15 protein-coding genes and 2 pseudogenes are annotated in these 19393 nt (G+C 48.2%); 7 read left to right on the plus strand and 10 right to left on the minus strand.

The features are described 5' to 3' along the window. Window positions 1–104 precede the first annotated feature (104 nt). A complete protein-coding gene (locus tag AS151_RS13190) occupies window positions 105–854 on the plus strand; it encodes a hypothetical protein (protein WP_071517529.1) in 750 nt (249 codons plus the stop codon). A gap of 93 nt (window positions 855–947) precedes the next feature. Here the strand turns inward: AS151_RS13190 and AS151_RS13195 are convergent, their stop codons facing one another. Then, window positions 948–2618, minus strand: a complete 1671-nt coding sequence (locus AS151_RS13195) for an AarF/ABC1/UbiB kinase family protein (protein ID WP_071517530.1) — start codon at window positions 2616–2618, stop codon at window positions 948–950. Between the two features lie 371 nt (window positions 2619–2989). Here AS151_RS13195 and dnaK point away from each other — a divergent pair, with 371 nt between their 5' ends. Continuing rightward, complete coding sequence (dnaK, locus tag AS151_RS13200) at window positions 2990–5050, plus strand: molecular chaperone DnaK (RefSeq protein ID WP_071517531.1); 2061 nt, start codon at window positions 2990–2992, stop codon at window positions 5048–5050. 102 nt (window positions 5051–5152) lie between these two features. Continuing rightward, window positions 5153–6220 carry a J domain-containing protein gene (locus tag AS151_RS13205; RefSeq protein ID WP_071517532.1) on the plus strand — a complete coding sequence of 356 codons (1068 nt, stop codon included), beginning with the start codon at window positions 5153–5155 and terminating at the stop codon, window positions 6218–6220. On the opposite strand, the gene AS151_RS13210 is transcribed toward AS151_RS13205, so the two are convergent. Then, window positions 6207–6929, minus strand: coding sequence for a gamma-glutamyl-gamma-aminobutyrate hydrolase family protein (locus AS151_RS13210; RefSeq protein WP_071517539.1), 723 nt, complete (start codon window positions 6927–6929; stop codon window positions 6207–6209). The genes AS151_RS13205 and AS151_RS13210 overlap by 14 nt on opposite strands. Window positions 6930–7141: 212 nt before the next feature. On the opposite strand from AS151_RS13210, the gene AS151_RS13215 reads away from it, so the two are divergent. Beyond that, the gene (locus tag AS151_RS13215; RefSeq protein WP_071517533.1) at window positions 7142–7432 is read left to right on the plus strand and encodes a cupin domain-containing protein; all 291 of its coding nucleotides are present in this window, start codon (window positions 7142–7144) and stop codon (window positions 7430–7432) included. 197 nt (window positions 7433–7629) lie between these two features. Continuing rightward, a complete protein-coding gene (locus AS151_RS13220; protein WP_071517534.1) occupies window positions 7630–8415 on the plus strand; it encodes a hypothetical protein in 786 nt (261 codons plus the stop codon). A 227-nt stretch (window positions 8416–8642) separates the two neighbouring features. On the opposite strand, the gene AS151_RS13225 is transcribed toward AS151_RS13220, so the two are convergent. Genes AS151_RS13225 through AS151_RS13240 form a run of 4 tightly spaced genes read right to left on the minus strand, consistent with a single transcriptional unit; the run spans window position 8643 to window position 12637 of the window. Further along, window positions 8643–9476 (minus strand): hypothetical protein, encoded by an 834-nt coding sequence (locus AS151_RS13225; RefSeq protein ID WP_071517535.1) that lies wholly within the window; start codon window positions 9474–9476, stop codon window positions 8643–8645. 16 nt (window positions 9477–9492) lie between these two features. Further along, the gene (locus tag AS151_RS13230) at window positions 9493–9918 is read right to left on the minus strand and encodes a DUF1667 domain-containing protein (RefSeq protein ID WP_139240653.1); all 426 of its coding nucleotides are present in this window, start codon (window positions 9916–9918) and stop codon (window positions 9493–9495) included. 14 nt (window positions 9919–9932) lie between these two features. After that, the gene (locus AS151_RS13235) at window positions 9933–11204 is read right to left on the minus strand and encodes an FAD-dependent oxidoreductase (protein ID WP_071517537.1); all 1272 of its coding nucleotides are present in this window, start codon (window positions 11202–11204) and stop codon (window positions 9933–9935) included. After that, entirely contained in the window at window positions 11201–12637 is a 1437-nt protein-coding gene (locus tag AS151_RS13240; protein WP_071517538.1) for an NAD(P)/FAD-dependent oxidoreductase, read from the minus strand. Before AS151_RS13240 ends, AS151_RS13235 begins: the two co-directional genes overlap by 4 nt. Before the next feature lie 376 nt (window positions 12638–13013). Here AS151_RS13240 and AS151_RS22830 point away from each other — a divergent pair. Beyond that, window positions 13014–13336 (plus strand): annotated as a pseudogene (locus AS151_RS22830) (Uma2 family endonuclease); the annotation flags it as partial. Between the two features lie 61 nt (window positions 13337–13397). Here AS151_RS22830 and AS151_RS13245 read toward each other — a convergent pair. The 4 genes and pseudogenes from AS151_RS13245 to AS151_RS22835 all read right to left on the minus strand — a co-directional run bounded on the left by AS151_RS13245 (window position 13398) and on the right by AS151_RS22835 (window position 18495). After that, a pseudogene (locus AS151_RS13245) lies at window positions 13398–14016 on the minus strand (Uma2 family endonuclease). Between the two features lie 519 nt (window positions 14017–14535). After that, window positions 14536–17253, minus strand: coding sequence for a DNA phosphorothioation-associated putative methyltransferase (locus tag AS151_RS13250; protein WP_244533002.1), 2718 nt, complete (start codon window positions 17251–17253; stop codon window positions 14536–14538). A 610-nt stretch (window positions 17254–17863) separates the two neighbouring features. Further along, window positions 17864–18313 (minus strand): hypothetical protein, encoded by a 450-nt coding sequence (locus AS151_RS13255; RefSeq protein ID WP_244533004.1) that lies wholly within the window; start codon window positions 18311–18313, stop codon window positions 17864–17866. A gap of 26 nt (window positions 18314–18339) precedes the next feature. Next, complete coding sequence (locus AS151_RS22835) at window positions 18340–18495, minus strand: hypothetical protein (RefSeq protein WP_244533005.1); 156 nt, start codon at window positions 18493–18495, stop codon at window positions 18340–18342. Between the two features lie 562 nt (window positions 18496–19057). Between AS151_RS22835 and AS151_RS13260 the strand changes: the two genes are divergently transcribed. Continuing rightward, window positions 19058–19393 (plus strand): PQQ-binding-like beta-propeller repeat protein (locus tag AS151_RS13260; protein WP_170861400.1); only part of this gene is annotated, 336 nt, incomplete at its 3' end.

The raw sequence follows: 19393 nt of genomic DNA on the forward strand, positions 1-19393 counted from the left end.
TCACATCCAGCCAATCTTTAAGAAAGATGGCTACGACTATCAAGTCAATAAAAGTCAATTATTGTCCAGTAAATAACCTATTAGGAAGTAGCAGATTCGTTCCCATGCCTACTCAAATTGTCGTCTCCCAACCCAGCATAGCGCAAGCCCCAACCAACCAAAACCCGCAAAGAGGAATTTCTGCGGAACAGGTATGGATGGGTGCTTCCTTTGTGCTTTTATTTTTGTTAATTGGACTGTCCATTTTGTACCAACGCAAGAGCAAGCAATTTGAAAAGAAATTACGCACGGAACAGTTTCGCTTGCGAGAGCTGCAAAAGAAATACAAAATGGCTTTGAGCACCATCGCCAAAATGGAGAAAAATCCCGATTTGGTGCACTCGCGGGATTTCAACCTAGACTACTTGCGCATGCGCATGGCGGAAGAACACTTCAACGCCGCCATTGTCAATCAAATCAAAGCCCAAGTCAACGATAAATTCCGCGCCGCTTTGCGTCCCAAACCAGAAACCAAAGGAAAAGCGCGCATGGTGGACGAAACCTTTGATGTTACTTATCAAACCGATGAGTACGACGAGAGCACCAAAGGTGTCCTCTTTCGTATTGAAATCAAATTAGCTAAGCTACCCACACAAACCACATCCGCTACAATTAACGAAGTAACTGAGTGTATCGAAGCTTTCTTAAGTCCGGGAGAAGAAGCAGAAACCTGGCAGCCCACCATTCAAGGACGCATGGCATACATGCACTGGGACCAAAAAGCCAAACCTACCCCCTTGTTGGTCTTAGAACAAACCCAGGAAGGGATGAATGTGACCCTGCGGACCAAGCCTGGGGAGAAGCAGATTCGGTAGTTTTTGGCATGAGGACATGGGAGCGTGGGAGACCAAAATAAATTTATTTCCTAAATTCCCCAATCTCCCACGCTCGGGACGCCCGATTGCCTCTCACTTCAAGCGTCCGGAACGAAGAATACTAATTACCAGCCACAAACCGAGGAGACTGGCGGCGGAAAAGAGGGTACTGCTGGCGAAAAATAACTGCGTACTGCCACCTTCGGAAAAGATAATTGCTGCACCGACAATCAGCGAACCAACAACAATGCTGAAAGAGAGGCGGTTGGCGGAGTCGTCCAAACTCCGGCGCAATCCATCCAAATCCTCTAAAGTGAGATTCCAGCGTAGGGTTTCGGTGGTAATGCCACCTAGGAGCAATTCCAACTGACGCGGGGTTGACAAAGAAAGACTTTTGGTTTCTAAAGCCGTTTGCAACAAAGCTGGTAAAGGAGAGTCGCCAATAATTTGCTGGCGCAACAAATCGCTCATCAGGGGTTTAATTTGTTCCGAAAGATTGAACTCCGGGTCCAACGTGCGGGCGACGCCTTCGAGATTGGCAATAGTTTTGGAATACAAACCGATATTGCCCGGCAGTTTGACGTGGTTTTCCCGGGCGGTTTGTAGCACTTCGTAGACCAACTCGCTAAAATTAATTTCCGCTAAATTGCGGTTGTAGTAGCGGCGCAGCAAACGGTTGTAGTCGGCTTCCAAACGCGCCACATTGGTACCTTGGTTGGCATCAGCCAAATCTAGAGTTAGGTGAGCGCAGCGCTGGCCGTCTAAATTAACAATAGCCAACAGAAGTTCGGTGAGAATGCGCTGGGTGCGGGGATCGAGACGACCCACCATACCGCAGTCTAGCAAAGCGACGCGCCGGTCTTGCAGGTAAAAAACATTTCCCGGGTGGGGGTCGGCGTGGAAGAAACCATCGACGTAAATTTGTTGGAAAAACACCCGCAACAGGAGATTGGCAATTTCTTTGTTGGAGGTAGCTTGGTCGGTTTTTGGCTTTTTGCCGTTTTGGGGAGCTTTGCCATCGAGGTCGGCTTCTAAAATTGGCGTTCCTTCCAGCCACTCGATGGTGAGCATTTTTTCTGTGGTCAGATCCCAGTACACCTCGGGGATTTCCACGCGAGAGGGGTCAAACCAGCGGCTTTGGGAGAGATTGCGGCGCAAGGCATCCGTGTAGGTGGCTTCTTGCATGAAATCCAATTCCGAACGCAAGGCGCTGGCAAATTCGTCGGCGAGGGAAACGGGGTCGTAGTATTCGCCAAACTCCGTACGAGATACCAATTCTGCCAAACCGCGAACGATGCTGATATCTTGTTCTACCACTTCGCCAATGCCGGGACGTTGGACTTTAATGGCGACTTCGTAGCCGTTTTTGGTTTGACCGCGATGGATTTGTCCGATGGAACCGGCGGCAATGGGGTCTGGGTTAACATATTCAAAAGCATTTTCCAACGGTTGCTGCAACTGTTGGCGCATGGCGACTTCGATTTGCGACCAGGGAACTGGCGGGACATTGGCTTGTAGGTCGGTTAAAGCTTCAATATAAGCAGGTGGCATGAGGTCGGGACGGGTACTTAAGAGCTGTCCCAACTTGACGTAAACCGGTCCCAAATCGATTAAAATATTGCGCAAAACCGCCGGGGTGGGTAATTCTGGTTCATCTGCTTTTTTGCCGCTGAGCAAACGCCGCATGTAGTCCCAACCGTTGCGGAAAACCACTTCGAGGATTTCTCGCTGCCGGGAACTGGTTTTGGCTAATTTAGAAAACATACGGTTTCGGTTTCCCCTGAACTTGATGGAATGTTTAAATTCTGGCGATCGCCTGGAGGGTGGTTCGATCTGCTATTTCACTGTAGCTTGAAAAATTTAGAAATTGGGGAAAAGATCGCGATCGCGATGGTCTGGCTTCCTAGAGACAGCAACGGAAGCGATAGAATGGAAAGTAACAACTCTTAATCTTAAGGATGGGGCAAGCAGCCAAAGCCGGAATTCCAGGTTGCCAGCAGACCCGTTCGGCCGGGGACTTTTCTGGACGGTAACAATCCTTTATGCTTGATTGTAGCTGCGATCGCCCCCCACGTTCGGTTCTCGTTCGAGCGCCAACCAGCGGAGTTAACTGAAAAGGAGCAAATCATCGCATCATGGGAAAGGTAGTCGGTATCGATCTTGGGACAACCAACTCCGTCGTTTCGGTCATGGAAGGTGGCAAACCCACTGTCATTCTCAATTCAGAGGGGTTGCGCACCACCCCTTCTGTGGTGGGATTCAGCAAAGAGGGAGAGCGTTTGGTCGGTCAAATGGCCAGACGGCAAGCCATTCTCAACCCCCAAAACACATTTTATGGGGTGAAGCGGTACATCGGTCGTCGCTACAACGAGCTTAGTCCCGTTTCCAAAAAAGTTCCCTATACCATTCGCCGCAACGACGAAGATAAAATTCGCCTGCGCTGTCCGCGATTGCGTCGGGAATTTGCTCCAGAAGAAATTTCGGCAATGGTGCTGCGCAAGCTAGCCGACGAAGCCAGCCGCTATTTGGGAGAAGCCGTTACTGGCGTGGTCATTACCGTTCCGGCTTATTTTAACGATTCCCAACGCCAGGCTACCCGGGATGCCGGTCGCATTGCTGGTTTGGAGGTCAAACGGATTTTAAACGAACCCACCGCTGCGGCTTTGGCTTACGGGATGGAACGGGGGGAGAACAAAACCATTTTGGTCTACGACCTCGGCGGTGGCACCTTTGACGTGACGGTTTTGGAAGTAGGCGACGGCGTATTTGAAGTACGCGCCACCAGCGGTGACAGTCAGTTGGGGGGCAACGATTTCGACCGCAAGATTGTAGACTGGCTGGCAGACCAATTTTGGGAACAAGAACAAATTGATTTGCGTCGCGATCGCCAGAGCTTGCAAAGGCTCATGGAAGCGGCGGAAAAAGCGAAAATCGAACTATCGGGGATGGGGGCTACAGATATCAATCTGCCCTTTATCACTGCCACCGCCGACGGTCCCAAACACTTAGAAACCAAACTGACGCGGGCGCAATTTGAAGGCATGTGCGAGGACTTGCTCAAACGCCTGCGGATTCCCCTGAAAAAAGCCCTTGCCGATGCGGGATTGACCCCCGCCCAAATTGACGACGTGGTGTTGGTGGGGGGCGCGACCCGCATGCCCATGATTCAAGAACTGGTTACCGGTACCATTGGACGGGAACCCAACCAAAATGTCAATCCCGACGAAGTGGTAGCCGTAGGGGCCGCCATTCAAGGGGGGATTCTAGAAGGGGAGCTTCAAGATATCCTGCTGCTGGATGTGACGCCCCTATCGTTGGGCTTGGAAACGATTGGTGGGGTAATGAAAAAGCTCATTCCCCGCAACACCACCATTCCCGTACGCCGTTCCGATGTTTTCTCTACCTCCGAAGACAACCAAACCGTGGTGGAAGTCCACGTGGTTCAGGGAGAGCGGGAAATGGCCAAAGATAACAAATCCTTGGGGCGGTTTAAGCTCATGGGATTGCCGCCAGCGCCGCGGGGAGTGGCTCAGGTTCAGGTTTCCTTCGATATCGATGCCAACGGAATTTTACAGGTAACGGCGTTGGATAAAACCACCGGTCGCGAACAAAGCCTCACTATTCAGGGAGCTTCCACCTTGAGCGAATCGGAAGTCAACCGTATGATTCAAGAGGCCGAAAAATTTGCCGAACAGGACCGCGAACAGCGCGAACGGGTGGACCGACGCAATCGCGCCGAAACTCTGGCTTTCCAAGCGCAACGGCAACTGCGGGAAGTTAGTTTGGATTTTGGTTTGCAGTTTGCCCAGGGATTGCGCCGTCAAATTGAATCGCTGGTTCAGGAGTTGCGCGACAGTCTCAAACGCGACGACGAACGGGGGATCGATCTGGCTACATCCCAGTTGCAGGATGCGCTGTACGAACTGCGCCGTCAGGTGGCAGAATACTACCGCGAAGAGGAGGAGGAAGACAATTGGTTGAGTGCCGTTCGGCGGACGCTTTCTGGGGACGATAGCGAGTACGATGATTATGACTACGATTACGACGATCGCGATTGGGGCGATCGCCGCCGCAAAAAGTCCGGTAGCATAATAGACGATCGCCTGTTTGAGGGTCCCTCCCGCTACAAGCAGCGGCGCATTCCCCGAACCAATGCTTACGATGAAGATTGGGATGATGAGGACGATTGGTTCTAACCGCCCTGCCGCCCGGGTTACATCGCTAGCAACTATTTTTTTTCCGGAAAGCTCTCTGCCACAGACGGCTAACCGTTAGAGTATCAAGCGTATCTTGTTCGTATGGAAAACTTTCGCAACTACTACGAAATTTTAGGGGTGGATCCCAGTGCCTCCATTGAAGAAATCAAAAAGGCCTACCGGCGATTGGCTCGCAAGTATCACCCCGATTTAAATCCTGGCGACCAAAAAGCGGAGGAAAAGTTTAAGGACTTGGGAGAGGCTTACGAGGTTCTCTCCGACCCGGAAAAACGCGCTCAATACAACCAGTTTGCTCGCTACTGGCAGCCCAAAGGGTTCGCTGGGCGCAGCATGTGGCGTCCAGGGGCAAAAACTTGGAACCCACGCGGAACCAATGGCAAGCAGGGAACTGCCAGTGCTACCTCTCGGTCGGGAAAATCCGATCGCAAGGTCGATATCAGCCAGTTTTCCGATTTTAATGTATTTGTGGAAGAGTTGTTGGGGCAAAAGAGGACTGCCTCGCGACCGTATAACAGCGAATACGGCAGCCAAGGAGCCAAGCGCGGTCAAAGTACCACCCGCAAAAGCACGACCAGCGACGATTTTCGCCCCGGTCGCGTGAAAACCCAGTACACGGTTACCTCCCGCAGTGCTGCCCAACAACGGGATGTGGAAGCTCACTTGACGATTCCTTTGGAAAAAGCTTACCGTGGCGGTCGCGAACGCATTCGTTTGGAAGATGGGCGTTCTTTGGAAGTGGATATGCCCCCAGCCACGAATACAGGTCAGCGCGTCCGGGTGAAAGGACAAGGCATTGGGGGCGGCGATTTATATTTAAAAATTACCATTGCCCCCCACAAGTTTTTCCAACTTCAGGGACAGGATATTTATTGTAAGGTACCCATTACCCCAGCAGAAGCGGCTTTGGGAGGAATGGTGGAGGTGCCCACTATTGACGGTTGGGTGAAAATGCACGTTCCCGCTGGGGTACAATCGGGTCAGTGCCTGCGTTTGGCTGGGAAAGGCTATCCCGACGAACAAGGAGAGCGCGGGGACCAGCTGGTGGAAATCCAAGTGGTGGTTCCCAAAGAGTTGGGCAACCAAGAGCGGGAATTGTACGAAAAACTGCGACAGGCGGAAACGTTCCAACCTCGTTCTAACTTGATATGACCTGTTGCTGGGCAATGCGATCGCACTGCAGCCACGACCGTAAAAAACCAGGCAGCCAGTTGGCGGCTTGCTGGCCGTACAAATCGTATTTTTGCAGCTGCTCGGTTAGGGGTTGGGCACCGCGAAAGCTCAACTGTTCGGCACCTCTTTCGGTCCAAACTTTGATGGCTTTCCGGTGTATTTCCGGATGAAACTGCAAGCCATAGGCATGGTTTTTATAACGGAAGGCTTGATTGGCAAAGCGATCGCCACGAGCGAGCCGTACGGCACCCTGAGGTAATTCAAAGCCTTCCTTATGCCAGTGATAAACACAGCGCAAATGGCCCAGTTCCTGCTGCCCCTGTGGTGTGGGATAGAGGGGATAATAGCCAATTTCCACCCAACCGTCGGGGCGGGAATAAACTGACCCTCCCAAAACTTTAGCCAGCATTTGTGCCCCCAAACAAATTCCCAAAAAAGGCTTCTGGGCGTTCAACGCTGTTTCGATCCAGTTCAGTTCCTGGCGGATAAAAGGTAAGGTATCGCCATCGTTGGCACTCATGGGACCGCCAAACACAATGGCGGCGGCATGGTTTTCCATACTGGTTGGTAGTTCGTCTCCCACGCTAGGAATACGAATGTCTAAAGTATAGCCAAAAGAGCGCAATACCTGACCGACCAAACCAGTTTTGGAGGTTGATTGGTGTAGAACAACAAGAATTTTTTTCACGATCGCCAAATTTACTTGCTAACGTCTGCTGAATATATGAACGTTTGTAGAACAATTCTATCGATCCTGCGGATCCTGTTGATTTAATTGTAGCGATCGCTGGTACATTTGCCAATTCAATTATAACCGATTCGTGGTGTCCGCACCTGCAAAAACTTGCCTAAATTCGATAAAATAACCTCCTGAAGCTAGCAATAGGAGGCCAGGGAGACATGACCACCACGCAAAATCAGAACATCAGCATCGAAAGACAACCCTCCCAAGACCGACTCCAGCAACTCGGCGTTTTCAACTGGCCAACTTGGGAAAAAGAACCCTCCGAATTCCCCTGGAAATACGACGAACCAGAAACCTGCTACTTACTAGAAGGCGATGTAGTGGTCACCCCCGACGGCGGCGAACCAGTCGAAATCAAAAAAGGCGATTTGGTCACCTTTCCCGCCGACATGTCTTGTACTTGGACCATTCGCAGCCACGTTCGCAAACACTTCCAACTAGGTTAATTTTTTTCCGTACAATTGTGCGATCGCTTCCCCAAACACTGCCCGGAAATCCCTACACCGGGCATTTTTGAATGCTAGAGAAAAAAATTTTTTCTAATAGAATCGTTTTATTTTAAAATTGTCTTATCTGGATTGATAGCAATCGTGTCGCGATATTGCTGGGATGGCAACAATAAGATAGCAACCTCAGGAGTTTTATGAGTGAAGGACTAAAAAAATGGAGAATTATCACCGACAACGCAGAATTTTACAAAGCAGCGAACGTAGAAGATAAAGAATGGATTTCCCTCCCCAACGGCAAAATTACCTGCGAACAATTACGCCAACTAGAAATTGGCAGTTGGTTCGAATTTAAGGGCAAATCCTATTGCCTTCTCGAATGCGACCTGCAAGACTACATCATGGAAGGATTGCAGCGTTGGTCGCAAATTATTTATCCGAAAGATGCGGGATACATGTTGGCGAGAATGGATATATTTCCCGGTAAATACGTAGGAGAAGCCGGAACTGGTTCTGGCGCTTTTACGCTAGCACTTTCCCGTTCGGTTGGCAAGGAAGGCAAAGTTTTTACCTACGAAAGCAATCGCGACAATGCCGATATTATTCGCCGAAATCTGGAAAACGGGAAAGAATACGATAATATTATTTTCTACAACCGACCCGTAGAAGAAGGCATCGAACAAACCCAATTAGATGCTTTCTTTTTGGATTTGAAAAAACCTTGGGAAGTTATCGACCAAGTATACACAGCTTTAAAAGGGTCCGGACATGTAGGGGTGTTTGTTCCCACTACCAATCAAATTAGCGAAACCATGCAGTCGTTGAAGCAAAATCATTTTATGTTGATGGAGGTTACCGAAATTTTCCTGCGCAATTACAAACTCAATCCGGAACGAATTCGACCACGCGATCGCATGGTGGCCCATACAGGATTTTTTATTCTAGCACGCAAAACCCAACCGCAAACCGGAGAAAATATCTGAAATCCAATAAATTCCTTAACTTCAAGGATATCTAGTATTTTGAGGGGTGCAACGCGTGAGCACCCCTACCAGGAAAATTGGCAAATTGCAGGGAATCATTATTAAAAAAATGGTACAATACGAAATAAGGAAGATTGTCTGGAGATTTAGAGATTCGATTCAATATTCCCACGAAGATACCGTCGGATTTCGTATAATTTCAAGTTTCCCTGACAATTTTTATTTTTCTATGGGGTTTGGGTAGGGGGAATTGCGTATTCTAAAATTTGCAGTGTTTCTTGTGTAGGTTCCAGGGTTTCTCCATCAGAAAGAAACACCAAACGATGTTGGGTGGGTTCCGGTAGCTGGGGTTCTTCACAAGACATTTGGGAACTAGGTTGCTGTTGGGAAGATTCGGCCGCAGAACTGATGGTCACCACCAAATCTTGCCATTGGTCTTGATTTTCATTAGACCAAGTCCAACCAACAATTTGATTTTGATAGTAAGGAGGACGGCAACTGGCAACATTCGACCTTACCGAAAACAAATCTTTTTGTTGGGTTTCGTTGCTGCCAATATCCAGGATATCTGCCGATTGGATTTCATATCCCTGTCCCATATATCCACCTTGGCAAACCAATTTATCTCGACCACTTGCCGTAGTCAGCAAATCGCAAGTGTGGGAACGAAAACCCCGGTCGTAACGAACCACTTGCCAACCATTGGCTTGTTGCCTGAGTAAAACGCTGCCGCCAAAATTGCTGGCATGGGGTTCGCAACCGCTAAAATCTACATAGGCTTCTCGAATATGGGAACCGGTGTAGCTACCGTAGTGCAGTTCTTCTAACTGAAAAGGTTCTTGCCAATTTGTACTTACAAAACTCGGACAAGTACCACAAGCCAGCTGACCGTCTTTGCGGATAACATTGCCCCGACCGCAAACCGCTTCGATTAGTTGCGGCCGGGTACTTTGTGCTAAGGTAGGCGGGGATGATGCGATCGCATTGCTGTACGTATCGGCATTCAAGGAACTGGCAACGCCAAGTAAAAGAGAAATCGAAAACAAACGCTGAAATTTCATTGTCACCCAAAAAGATCTAATTTTGAATTAAATTCCCTTTTGGTATAGCAAATCCGGATACTTGTGGCATACTCCGGGAAGCAACCACGTCGATGCCAGTATCGAAGACATTCGGCAAAACCACCTCGCCTATTTCCACGGGTGCCTCTAGTGTAACCTGGCGCAACTGATGGCACAAGTCCATAACTTTTTCTTTAGGAATCGCCTCGGTGGTTTTCACCGGCAACCGTCCCCAAATGCCATTGCGAATCGCTACCGTGGTGGTAACCATGCGACGGGGTTCGGTATGTTCTTGCATCGCATACTTTTCGCCACGCTTGCAGCTAAATCCCCGGATTTCGACAATATCTCCGGTGTCTTCTTCCGCTTCCACTTCCAAACGACATCCCAGGGGACAGCCGATACAAAGATAGTGAGTAACTTGAGTTTCTTCGCTCATCATGTTTCCTCTTTTGGTTACGCTTGTTCTTGGGGAACGATATCCACTCGCAACGTATCCCCGTGGAAATTTTCCAGGATTTTGGGACGAACTTTCAGATTCACCATCTCGGCGGGAAAGGCATAGCGAATTTTCTTCTCATACACGTCTGATAAACGCAAAACGCAGTCTTGCATGGGACGGCGAACCCGCATGTATACGGTATGATTGCGATCGCTTGAAATGGTATGGGGAACGCAATACGCCACATTTTCCCCAGGAATCAGGCGAATATTATCCGCTGGTGGGCGATTTTGGGTCACGTACCAGCCAGCATTGCGTCCGGCTAGTAGGGATTCTTGGCTAACAAAATCCACCAAATCGTGAATATGCGCCACATTACCACAAGCAAATACCCCATCCATGGAGGTTTCCATCATACTGTTAACTACCGGACCGCGCGTCACTGGGTCGATACGCAGTTGCAGCTGGTGGGAAAGTTCGTTTTCCGGAATCAACCCAATAGACAGCAACAGAGTATCGCACTCGATATCCCAGCTTTTTTCCATCATGGGGGTGAGATGTTCGTCTACCGGTGCCACCGTAACTTTTTCAACGCGATCGCGTCCTTGAATATCAACCACCGTAGTAGACAAGTGTAAGGGAATATCGTAATCGTGCAAGCACTGCACAATATTGCGGTTGAGTCCGTTGGCAAATGGCATTAATTCAAATACGCCAGCCACCGCTACCCCTTCTAAAGTGAGTCGCCGCGCCATAATCAAACCAATATCCCCAGACCCCAGCAAAACCGCGCGATGTCCGGGCAACTGTCCCAGCATATTGACAAATTTCTGTGCCAAACCAGCCGTTAATACGCCAGATGGTCGCCTGCCGGGGGTACGAATAGCGCCGCGCGTGCGTTCCCTGGCACCCATTGCCAAAACCGTTGCTTTGGTGGAAATCACTTTCACCCCTTCGCTTCCCGACATCAGTTTGACGCGCTTATCTTTGTCAATATCGAGAACGTAAGCATCGCAAGCCAGGTCGATGTCTTTTTCCAGGACTTGTTCTAAAAATCGCTGGGCGTATTCCGGTCCTGTGAGTTCTTCTTTGAAATGTTGCAAGCCAAATCCGGGATGGATGCACTGCAACAGGATGCCGCCGGCTTCTTTTTCTCGGTCTACCATCAAAACGCGATCGCTACCCGCTTCTTTGGCACCCAAAGCCGCTGCCATCCCCGCCGGACCGCCACCGACCACGACGACATCGTATTCCGATTGAATATGTTTGGTACTTGTTGCTATCATTGGTTTTGTACCTCTTCTCTTGCACGTACAACCCAAGAATCACCGCCGCGTTTGGTAATTTCGTGAATTGGGGTTTCCCAAGCCTCCGACAGCAGTTCCATGCAACGGGACGTACAAAAACCTCCCTGACAGCGTCCCATACCAGCGCGGGTGCGGAATTTAATCCCATCCAAGGTACGCGCGCCGCGACGGATGGCATCTCGGATTTCCCCTTCGCTAATGAGTTCGCAGCGACAGACAATGCGACCGTAACTGGGGTCTTTGGCTGCCAGTTCCATTTGTTCCTCGGTGGGGAGGGAGGCAAAATGGATGGGTTTGCTGATTCCTGGTTGAAATTCGTCGTTTTCTGCTAGCTTTAATCCTGATTCTTGTAGGATTTGCAACACACTATCCGCGATCGCAGGGGCAGCGGTTAACCCTGGCGATTGGATGCCGGCGACGTTGATAAACCCTTTTTTACTGGTGGGTCCGATGATAAAATCTTCCGTATTGCTAACAGCGCGCAAACCAGCAAATTCAGCAATGCAATCTCGCGGACTGATGCCGGGAACGATGGGTTGTACTGACTGAAATACATGTTCGCCACCAGCTTTGGAGGTGGATAGGTCTTCCCTATCATCCACCATTTCTGCGGTTGGACCCACCATCAGGGTACCGTCGTAGGTGGGAATGACCAAAATGCCTTTGGAAACGGGGGTAGGACAGGGAAACACAATCCGTTTTACCAAGCCTTTGAGGCGTTTGTCGAGTAAGTATTCTTCGCCTTTGCGCGGGGAAATGGTAAAATCACCTACCCCTGCCATCTCAGCAATTTTATCGGCAAACAATCCCGCCGCATTGATAACATAACGACTGGCGATTTCGCCTTTGGAGGTTTGCAAGCGCCAAATCTCGCCATCGGTTTGCAAATCTTGTACGAGTGTATCGCCGGAAAAGTCCAACCCGTTGATGGTGGCGTTTTCCATCAGGGCAAAACAAGCTTCGTAGGGGTTCACTACCCCGGTGGTGGGGGCATGTAAAGCTGCTATAATATCTTCGCTGAGGTGAGGTTCTTCTTGTTGCAAGCGTTCCTGCTGCCAAATTTCCAACCCCGGAACGCCTTTCTCTTGACCGCGTTTCTGCAAACGTTCTAAGGTAGGAATTTCATCGTGCGATCGCGCTACTGTCAACTCGCCAATGCGTTCGAATCCAAATCCCAATTCCTCCGCCAAGGCATCCCACATTTGGTTGCCTTCCCACTCTAATTTCCCTTTGAGGGTATCGGGTTCTACGTGATGTCCGCCGTGAATAATACCACTGTTGGCTTTGCTGGTTCCAAATCCAACTTCGCTTTCTTTTTCGATGAGAATAGCGCTAATCCGGTAGCGCATTAATTCTCTGGCAATGGCGCAACCAATGACACCACCACCCACAATTGCTACATCGTAAACCATGCCTATTTCCTTGCATAATTCGACAATTTTATCTAGGGATTTTTACAAAAGTTTGTAGAAAAAACGAACCATAATTCTCCTCCTTTGCGCCATTTTTTATATTTCTTACCGGCAAGCGGTGCTAGAATGGCGCGTGGTTTTGCTACTGTCTCTATGGTAAAACACGAAACCGGTTAAAATAAAACAAATTGGCGGAACTTTATAGAAATTTAAATAGAATTGCTGTTCTGGTTAAGACAATTGAGAAATATTTGAAATAGCTATGGGGGGCTGATTCTCAAAATTAGAATTTGATGTCTGCGCCTTCGCTGGTAGTTGCTATAGCATCAAATAGAAGTAGGGTTGATTCGCGAATCGAGTAGAAAATGGCGATCGCTTGACGAGAAAAGAATTCGAGCGACGTTATCAGGCGATGCACAATCTAAAAAAAGCAGAACCGATCGTAAGGAATTGTTTGTATGGGGTCGCCAGTTCGGATTGGTCATGGAAAAATTCATGCTTGCATTATGGCATGGCTGGGAAACTACTGGACAGCGACACCAGGCGTTCAAGTTGCAGATAATACAACCGTACGCTTGGATGGGGATAACGAACCGCAACCAGATGCATTGCTGAGAATTGAAAAAAGGGCGATCGCAAATTCGTTCAGATGGTTATATAGAAGGATCGCCGGAACGAATTGTAGAAATTGCTATAGCATTTTTATTCGGAGTATGGATAGGAAAATTGGATTCAAACCATGCAGGTAGCGATCGCGATTTTATTCATCCTTCCAAATCCGCTGCAAGCTAAGTCGAAATCCCGGCAAAATTTCCTCACCAGACAATTCCGTAGGATTTTCCAAAACTTCCACCGGCGATTGAGAGCGATAAATTTCAACGCGCCGATTTTGCGGGTCAAGTAACCAACCCAATTTCGCGCCATTTTCCATATATTCTCCCATTTTTCCTGGTAGGGAAGACAAATTATCCGAAGCAGAACGCAACGCCACCACAAAATCGGGACAAATTTAAGGAAAAGTGTCTTTTTTTTCTGGTACTAGTACATTCCAACGTTGTTGGCAAACCCAACAAGCATCGGGAGAACGAATGGCACCATTGGGTAAAACAAAACCAGTAGAAGAATCAAAAATTTTCCCCGGTTCATTGGCGTTGCGCCACCATATATAATTCTCCGGAAATTTTGCTATTGTATTCTCCCGTTTGCCAACCAGTCGGTGGGTTTACAATTAATTCTCCTTTGGCAGTTCGTTCCAATCGCAAATCCCGATTGACAGCAGCCAATGCCGCAAACTGTTCTTGGGTTACGTACAAGGCAAGATGGCGAGGAAAATGAATCGATAAAATTTCGGTTTCGGGAATCGTTGGTATCCGTATCATTTTTAGATTTTTTAGTAGCAAAACAGAAAATTATCTTTTATACTAGAGAGTAGGGTATATTGGGGTGTCGTGTGACTGTAAGTTCGGTTGCTCCATTGCGCGATCGCTCTTTTCTGATGCCAATCACCCCATTTCTGCCAAATCCGCAACACAAAAAACACAATTCCCGTAGGGGCAACTCCCCGTGGTTGCCCGATTCCTATAGGTTTTCATGGTTTCCGTAGGGGCAACCCCCCGTGGTTGCCCGATTCCTATAGGTTTTCATCCGTAGGGGCAACCCCCCGTGGTTGCCCGATTCCTATAGGTTTTCATGGTTGATATGATACGGATTTTGTATTACCAGAAAAAAATCCTCAAAAGGCAAGTGTGGGAGAAGGGAAATTCTGGAAGGGGGTAAGCACGGGGGTTTATCCCTACGATTGCCGCAAGGGAAATTTTGGAAGGGGGTAAGCACGGGGGCTTACCCCTACGATTGCCGCAAGGGAAATTCTGGAGGGGGGTAAGCACGGGGGCTTACCCCTACGATTGCCGCCGCAATTGCTTCTTATTCTCAATTACCCTCACGCGATCGGGATCGGCATCTTCGCGCCAACAAACCCGGTGTCCTTTTAAGGTAGCACAATGCTCTTGCAGGCATCTTTCCCAAGCTTTCTTGGTTTGAATCGATTGCCTATCGTCGAGAAGACCCCATTTTTCCTCCTGGCGGGTTAGGCGGGCAAATTTTTCATATCCCGGATAGTCTGACATCACCAACGCATCCTTGCGGTGTAAAATTGGCGGGTTGCTATCCGATTCTAAATCGCCGTAGGTAACGTGCAAATTCCGCAAATCGACTTTCATAAAACTTTGCAAAACCGGATGGGGATTGGTGTCGAAATCGGGATAGTATAGATAGGTAACTTGCGGAACTTGACCGTGCAATTTAATCACATTGGCGGATTCCATTCTGCCAATGCTACAGCTGGCGCATCCTTCGTAAACCCGCAAAAGGGGTTCTAACTCCGACAAGGCGCTGATATGAACCGACAATCCTTGCGAATCCAAATCGCCAACGTGACTTTCCCGACAGCGATCGCGAACCAACGACATATCTGATAATTTATAAAGTAGCTGTTCCGCTAAAGCGAGTGCCGATCGCTGGCTGCCAAAAAAAGCTTTGATATCCGCTTTCATGTTTGGCGTTAGCTGTTTCCGCAGGCTGCGTTGGTCGAACTTGCTTAAAGCCAGATACACCAGCAAATCCCGACAGCGCCGTTCTCGAATTTCATCCCATTCTTCCATATCGGTTGCCTGTAAAATGAGTTGAAACGCTTGATAAAACGTGCCAAATTCAGATTTAATTTCTTCTTTGCAACTCAGTTCGCCGCTTTTGGGCAAACGACCGCGATCGCTGATAAAATCTATGAGCGGTTGTAACATATCCTGATAGTCTTCAAACCGCTTGCTAGGTTGGCGAATGCGGGGAGTGCGCGTACGGGAACGAAATTGAGACGCGCGAAACGTTCCCGCTTGGTTTTCATCGCGAAATACCAAATAAATTCCCAACCCAATCGCCACCGAATCCACACCCAAAACCTGGTCGATGTAGGTTTTTAATTCTTCCTGGTCGTAATATTTTTGAAAGGTATTGCGGCGGGTAATAATACCATCGCCGTAAGCCATGGGATGACCACCTTGACGGTCTTCAATTAACACCTGCGCCGAAACAATTAAAATCTGGTTGGTCAGATGCCAAGCGCGCACCAAAGCTTCTTGACGTTCGGCTTGGTCTTCAATAACATTAATAACATAGCCCAAATTCACAATATCGGCGCTGCGAATTTCGGCATCGGGAACATAATACGGATCCCAACCGGCGCTTTCGTATCCCCGTTTGGCAATACGCGAAACATCGCCACCGTGACCGCAACCGTAATCAAAAAACGTGGTTCCTGGCGCAAACAATCCCAACTCTAAAGCCAAACGTACGGGTCTGGAAAGTTCTTTACGCGCGATCGCAGCACGATGGCGTTGAATTTCTATTTGGGGAAACGGCTGCTTGGGGAAATTGGCAGCCACCTCGCCAGCATCGCTATCCTGCTGTTGCCAGTATACCTGATGTTCGACAATTTTGACGCCGAACTCATCCAAGCGACGTTGCCATGCTTTTTGGGTACCGATTTGTTGGGGATTATCCAGCAATCCCAGATAGCTTTCTTGGCGGGTTAGTTTGGCAAAAGTTTCGTAGTGGGGATAGTCGGTGGCAACCAGGGTTTCTTTGCGATGCAAAATTGGTGGATTGTCGGTGGTTTCGTATTGGCGGTAACGCAGGGATAGCGGTTGTTGCTGGGTAAAATCAATTTCCAGTTGCAGGCTGGCTTGCAGGGGAGGGTGGGGATGGGTGTCAAAATCGGGATAAAAGAGATAGGATAGTTTGGCAGCGTCGAGGGCAAATTTGACGATATTGGCTTCGGTGATTTTGCCAGTTTTTTGGGTTGCGATCGCGATTAGTAGTTGCAAGCGCGGATCGAGATGGGAAATTGCCGACGTGTGAACGTATACAGCCGTCGGTAGCTTTTTGCCGATGGTACTGGATTGAATCAGTTCGCTGCGCTGGTGGGGTTGTTGGATTTGTTGTAAAATGCGATCGCAGATTTCGATGGCGCGATCGTAGGTTTCAAACTCATCGAGAATTTGCTGCTGCAGGCTGGGAGGAATTTCATCCCAAGGAGGTTTCGTTGCCGCCAGATAAATTAACAAATTCTGACGGGAAGCATTGGTGGTAGCGTAGCGAGAGAAGAGATATTGCTGCTTGCGGTGAGGGTGGCGAAACACGAAAAAAATTCCCAACGCCGCCGGTACAATATGATGGCTGTTAAGATTTAGGGTGGCGGCGATAAAGCGTTGCAGTTCCTCTTGGTGAAAGTAAGATTGGCTGCTATCGGCGGCAAACATATTTTCAGCCAGAACCAACTGTTGGTCATCGTTGCTATCGAGAGTTACCGCAGCAGCCACAGCCAAAACCTGGCGGCAAGCCTGCCAAGCATCTAATAAAATTTGGCGACGGTTGCTTTCCCCATCCCCACCATCGAGAGTATACGGCAAACACACAACATCTGCTGCCACCGTTGGCGAAGGCGTATATTCGGAAAGCGTCATTTCTCCATTAGCCAACCCCGCATCTTCCAGGTAATGCTGGAGTCGAGAGGTTGTGGGTGTTTGCTGGAGATGTTGGGAAGGTGTTTTCGCCGCCGTCATCGTTTAGCCATGGAAGAACAATAGCAACCAATTGCCGCGTGGCTGGTTGTATTGTACGTTTGTTCTGTTTGATTTTTAATATGAAATCCTGCTATAGACTTATGGGGAAGAACCCCCTGTCGTCTCCCTTAGTAAGCGGGGACGGCGACAACCGGGGGTTGGAGAGCGATTCAATCTATTCAAACGGATTTCATATAACTATTCTACAACATCAACGGGGAGGTTCTGGGGGATTTTCTGGAAAGGGATGGTTCTTGGTTGGTGGGTAACTCGCCAAATTGTTCGATCTAGATTAAAATTTCAGGAAATTCAAACAAAGAGAACCACGCCTCATCTGTCTATCCCCTATTCTGATGACGACTCATCACTTCTGGCAAATTTTCCCAAACCTTAGAAGTGGAATTGCTCTTTTTGCTGACTTATAAGTTATTTGATTTTGCCGACTGTCTCTGGGCAAAGCAGCTGAATTTTGCGGGATGAATCAAGTACAATTTATGTACGAACTCGAACGATGACAAGTTCCGGTGGTTTATTTAGACGACCAAATTGCGAACAATTGCAAGATAATTAGACATCTATTTCAGTAATTGACCATATTTGGCGGCGATGTTCAGTTATTTTGTAGGTAAGCTTTAAACAGAGATTGAACGGCGAACAGCGATTCTCCGCTATTGGTTTCTTTTTCGATTAATCCCCGTTTGCGCAAAGATTGTACTGCTTTTAGAAACTCGGCGTCAGATACAGCCAAATCAGTTGGTTTATCGGCAATATTGGCGGCATGTTGGTTTGCCAGCCACAGCATGACTGTTTTTTCTGCGTCAGATAGGCGTTGGTAGTGGGTTTGCAGGATAGATTCTAAGTCTCCTAAAAAGAGGGTAGGATAGGATAGGAAGCGATCGACGCTACCGTTAAACAAATCTTGGATGGTAGAAGCGATGATGTTTAGCCAGGAGGGGTTGCCGCTGTAGCGTTGGATGAGGTTTTCCCATTTTGGTTCGTCGGTTAATCCTTTGTTTTTTAGGATTTCGGCTGCTGATTCTCCCAAGCCGCGAAGTGGCAAGCTACGGCAGTGGCGGTTTTCTCCTTCTAAGGTGGCGATTTCGGTTGGTTTTTCCCAGCTGAGAAGGAACCAGCAGCTTTGATGGGGCGATCGCGATTGGAGGAAAAGCCATAGAAATGAGTTACAATCCCATCGGCAATCCCCGCGATTATCTTACTTCCAGCCACGAAAAGACAATACATTGATTGGATTTGACAGCACGCGATCGGGTCATGTATGCTATATAATATTTAAAACTCCCCATCGCTCTGAAAAATCTAGTACCCATAATTGTGTTTTCTAGATATATATAGTTTTTCGATCTGTTTTATGTGGGGTGCATTGAGTAGGGAGAAACGACCCTTCGACAGTTTCAGAGGTGACGGTTTGTTTTTACAGGGTTTCTAAATTTCAGAAAAATACTCTATTTCTATTTTAGTTGAAAATGCTATAAATATGGTAAGCGATCGCTCAACTCTTGAGGTGGGAATAGCTGTTTTCCCCTATTCCAAAAATAAAAATGCTAACACGATATGATAAAGTGGAAATTTCTGGACTCATTTTCTCCCAAAAAAGCAATCAAGGAGCCTGTAAAAACTTATAAATTTCCTCTAAGTTTGCTAAAGCGGGCGTTTTTTTTACAATCAAACCGTGGCAAAATAAGAATAGGTGAATAATGTTTGGGCGTTCGTGTAAGTTCAATTTGGGATTGATGGCTAACCAGAAAACGAACCAGCAAATTTTTTACGGAAATGGAGGCAATCTATGAAAATTGGGATTCGATTTTTTGTGGGAACAACGGTAACCGCCATCCTACTTGGCGGTGTTGTGAGTGGCCAAATGGGTGGTCAACAGACGGCTATGTTTAGAGCCAATTTACAGCGAACCGGAGTGTATCCCTCAGGAGGTCCAACAGAACGAACGCAAATGGTGTGGAAGTTTGAAACTGAGTACAGTGTGCTTTCCTCTCCAGCAGTATCCGGAGATGTTGTTTATTTTGGGAGTGTTGATGAAAATCTATATGCGGTAGATATTAATACTGGACAAGAACTTTGGAGTTTTGAAACTGAGTACAGAGTATTTTCCTCTCCAGCAGTATCC

It is taken from the genome of Geitlerinema sp. PCC 9228, from assembly GCF_001870905.1.
Taxonomy (GTDB): domain Bacteria; phylum Cyanobacteriota; class Cyanobacteriia; order Cyanobacteriales; family PCC-9228; genus PCC-9228.